The 3,809-nt window shown below is 65.3% G+C and carries 5 protein-coding genes; all 5 read right to left on the bottom strand.

Annotated features, from left to right (window positions below):
• Window positions 1–46: 46 nt before the first annotated feature.
• On the bottom strand, window positions 47–211 hold the full coding sequence (locus E1294_RS53970) for a hypothetical protein (protein ID WP_165977976.1): 165 nt from the start codon (window positions 209–211) through the stop codon (window positions 47–49).
• A 69-nt stretch (window positions 212–280) separates the two neighbouring features.
• On the bottom strand, window positions 281–1,045 hold the full coding sequence (locus E1294_RS51325; RefSeq protein WP_132520450.1) for a hypothetical protein: 765 nt from the start codon (window positions 1,043–1,045) through the stop codon (window positions 281–283).
• The gene (locus tag E1294_RS51320; protein ID WP_246083886.1) at window positions 1,042–1,737 is read right to left on the bottom strand and encodes an NB-ARC domain-containing protein; all 696 of its coding nucleotides are present in this window, start codon (window positions 1,735–1,737) and stop codon (window positions 1,042–1,044) included. The genes E1294_RS51325 and E1294_RS51320 overlap by 4 nt, the downstream gene beginning before the upstream one ends.
• On the bottom strand, window positions 1,635–2,024 hold the full coding sequence (locus E1294_RS58745) for an AfsR/SARP family transcriptional regulator (protein WP_165977975.1): 390 nt from the start codon (window positions 2,022–2,024) through the stop codon (window positions 1,635–1,637). The genes E1294_RS51320 and E1294_RS58745 overlap by 103 nt, the downstream gene beginning before the upstream one ends.
• A 29-nt stretch (window positions 2,025–2,053) precedes the next feature.
• Window positions 2,054–3,580, bottom strand: a complete 1,527-nt coding sequence (locus E1294_RS51310; RefSeq protein WP_342775166.1) for a leucine-rich repeat domain-containing protein — start codon at window positions 3,578–3,580, stop codon at window positions 2,054–2,056.
• Window positions 3,581–3,809: the final 229 nt, after the last annotated feature.

The raw sequence follows: 3,809 nt of genomic DNA, 5'->3' as shown, positions 1-3,809 counted from the left end.
ATCCGCTGCCTCAAGCGCTACGTCGCCCGCGAAGTCTTCCCGATCATCACCGCAGCACTCTCACCAGCGCGTACTCCGCCCGCTGCGGCTTGACAAACATAGGGGCGTCATCACGCTCGTCCTCCAGCTCCGCACGCTCCTTCTCCCAGGCCGACTTCTCCTTGGCATGCTGCTTGACCAGCTCGGCCCTCTCCCGCCGCAGCCGCGCCAACTCTGGATCTCCACCGCAGACGGACCTCGATGCGCCATACGTAAAGTGTGAAGATTTGTCCGACGAATTTCAGGCGCATGACACTAGCCAATCCAGTTGGGGCCTGACTGTGCCTAGATTGGTGTAGGCGAAGGCCTTATACACCGGATCTCCGGTGCGCTCCGCCGTTTCTACGGCGATCTCGCAGAGCACGAGTTCCTGCCGCCAGTGGCCTCGGACGTACAGAGGGTAGGTGAGCGCGGCGGCCAGAGCGATGGTCAGGTTGTCATCCCGGCTCGCCGCCTGATGGACAACGGCGGCGAGGTTCGCGGCCTCCTCATCGACCCACGCGTTCGCCTCCCTACTATCGCGCAAAGCAGGCCCCTGGTCGCCTTCATGACGAGGCCCCAGTTCGGTGCGCCAGCTCGCCGCCGGGTTCAGCAACAAGGTCGCGGCACGCCCCGTTCTCAGATAGCAGTGCAGGACGCGGTGCACGCCCGCGGACGTGGCCTGCTCGGTGTCGAACGTCTCGGCGCACTCGCGGGCGTACAAGCGGAGCAGGGCGTGCATGCGGTAGCGGCCGGGGCCGGGCGTTTCCACCAGCTGGCCCTCGACCAAGCTCTCCAGCAGCTCACCGGCGCGCCCGGCGGGAAGGTCAGCCAGTGCCGCGGCGGTCTCGGGACCGACGTCAATGCAACCGAACACCCCCAGCAGCCGGGACAACCGCGCGGCCTCGGCGCCGTCGCCATCCCTCGCGAGATCTCGGTAGCTCACCTCGAAACTAGCTCGGATCGCCCGATCACCCATCTGGAGCTCGGCCAGCCGGTGCTGCTCGCTCTCGAGCCGGTCCCTCATCGCGGCGCGGACCAGGCCGGCCGTGCAGCCAGGCGCGCGGCCACGATGCACAGCGCCAACGGCAGACCGCCGCACAACCGCACCACACTGGCCACGGCGCCCGGTTCCGCTTCGACGCGCTCCGGCCCGACCAGGCGCGACAGCAGCAGGCCCGCCTCCTGCTCGGACAGCACATCGAGGTCACGATGAACGACCCCGCCGAAGGGAGCGACCGTTCGCCGGCAGGTCATGATCACTCCACAGCCGACACCTCCGGGAATGAGCGGACGCACCTGCTCGGCATCGCGAGCGTTGTCCAGCACCACCAACACCCGCTTGCCGTTGGTCATCGACCTGAACCGGGCCGCCGCCTCTTCGACAGAGGCGGGCACGGCTGTCTCCGCCAGACCCAAGGAGCATAGGAACCGCCTGAGCGCTTCTGCGGGTTGGAGCGGTTCGATGTCGGTGATGGCACCGTGCAGGTCCACGTACAGCTGGCCGTCGGGGAAGTGGCCGGCTATTTGATGTGCGGCATGGATGGCAAGCGCCGACTTGCCCACACCGCCACAACCACTGAGTGCGAAGATCGTCGGCCGCTGGCGGCCACAGATCATGTGATCACACAGATGCTCCAGCTCGGCCTCCCGCCCCATGAAGGAGCTACTATCAGCAGGCAGTTCAGCCGGTACCAGAACACCGGCGACCTGCTGCACCGAGGCCTGCGGCGCCCTCGCGGAGGATGCCTTGATATGCGCTTGTGCGCTTGCCGGATCTCCGGCCCTGGGTCAAGGCCGAGCTCCGTGCGCAGCTGATCACGGACCATCCAATACTTCTCCAGCGCCTCCGCCTGCCGTCCTCCTTGAGAAAGCGCGAGAATCAGCTGAGCCCAGAACCGTTCATGCGTCGGATGCGCATCAACGGCCGCCTGCAAATCCGGAATCACATCGACAGGCTCACCCAACTTGATCGACACCTCGAACCAGCGTTCCTGCGCGCGCACCGGGGCCACCCGGCGAGTGCGGGAGACCCCTAGACTGGATCTCTAGGCTCCCCTATCTCCTCCAACGCCCAGGCCGCCGTGGTGCTGACCTCCGGATTGGCGTCGGCGGTGGCTTCCTCCAACACCGTCTCGGTCTCACTGTCTGGACGGATGGCCAATACGCGGATCGCCTCGCAGCGGTCGCGCCAGAAGATCGTGCTGTCTCGCAGAATCTCGATCGCGATGGCGCGGGCGGCTCCTGGGTCGAGTTGCATGAGTCCGCGGACTGCGAAGAGGCGGACGTAAGGCGTGTTGGATGCGGACGTGGCCATGCCGAGCAGCGCCGGTATCGCGCGGGCACAACCGGCGTCCCCAAGGGCGAGTGCGGCCCGTGGGTCGCCCTCCTGTAACGTCGCGATGGCCAGGTCTTCGGCCTCGGAACGTTCGCCGCCTGTCAGATGTGGCAGCCACGCGATGTCGCCGAACATGGTGTCGTTCGCGTCCTTCCACCCGAGGTAGCTGTAGCTGGACGTGAGCCCCCGCACGACTAACTCGAACATCCATGATCGCCCACGCGTCTCCGGCACGGGGGTAGCCGTCGGTGCTGGGACCTGCGGACTAATCGGGTTGCCAGCGACCTCCAGCACGGCGAGCTTGTTGAGCCCGTCCAGTGCCTCGGGCAACGCAGTGAGCATGTTGTCGCTCAGGTTGAGCTTGACGAGGTTGGTCAGTGCGCCGATCGCGTCCGGTATGGCGGCGAGCCGGTTGCCGTTCAGGCTCAGTGCGCGGAGGCCGGTGAGCAGACACACCGATGGGGGCAGCATGGTGAGGTGGTTACCTGCGAGTCTAAGCACGTCGAGACTGGTCAGGTAGCCCAGCGCGCCGGGCAACCGGGACAGCCTGTTGTCGCTGAGGTCGAGCACAACGAGCCCGGCGAGCTCGCCGATCGACTCGGGCAGCGAGGTGAGGCGATTTCCGTGCAGGTCGAGCGAATGGAGGCTGATGAGTCCGCCCACGCCATCTGGCACCTGCATCAGCCGGTTGTTACTTAGGTTCAGGTCTGTCAGACCGGTGAGATCGCCCAGAGATGCGGGCAGCGTAGCGAGTCTGTTGTTTTCCAAGTTCAAGAACTTAAGTTCGGCTAGCTGCGACAGTGCGGCAGGAAGCGTAGCGAGCCGGTTGTGAGCCACGTTCAGCACTTGGAGAGAACCGAGGTCACCCAGCGTCTCGGGTAGTGCGGTGAGCTTGTTGCTTTGCAGATTCAGGATCTTGAGCTTCGGCAGCTGCGACAGTGCGGCAGGGAGCGTAGCGAGCCGGTTCTGACCCATGTCCAGCACCTGAAGACCAACGAGGCCATGCAGTGTATCGGGCATTGCGGTGAGCCGGTTCTCGCGCAGATCCAGCTCTTGGAGGCCGGCGAGCTCGCCCAGCCACGCGGGCACGGTGACGAGCCGATTCCCGCGAAGGTCAAGTCTCTGGAGACTGGTGAGGCCTCGCAATGACTCTGGAACAGTGGTAATGCCACAGCCGGGCAGCCCGACGTCGGAACGGACGCCGTTTCGGACCTCCTCTATCATGGCTGGTAAGCCATATTCGGGCATATGTCTCTCCTTCCCGGTAACCATGGGTCATTCACGGCTCCGTATTTTGGCACGGTCGCGTCCTCGGAGCGGTGTAAATAGCTCGACGAGGTAGGTGCCGTGAGTGGATTTTAGGCGGCCTGGGTGGCGGGTGCCAAGGCCGAGTCGTCGGTGGGGTGGAGTTGGGCAGGCGGGTGCAGCAGGGCCCGGCGGAGGTCTTGCAGGA

This window comes from Nonomuraea diastatica (assembly GCF_004349015.1).
Taxonomy (GTDB): Bacteria; Actinomycetota; Actinomycetes; order Streptosporangiales; family Streptosporangiaceae; genus Nonomuraea; species Nonomuraea diastatica.
The sequence above is the reverse complement of the archived record's forward strand: the minus strand, read 5'-3'. Positions and strand labels throughout refer to the sequence as shown.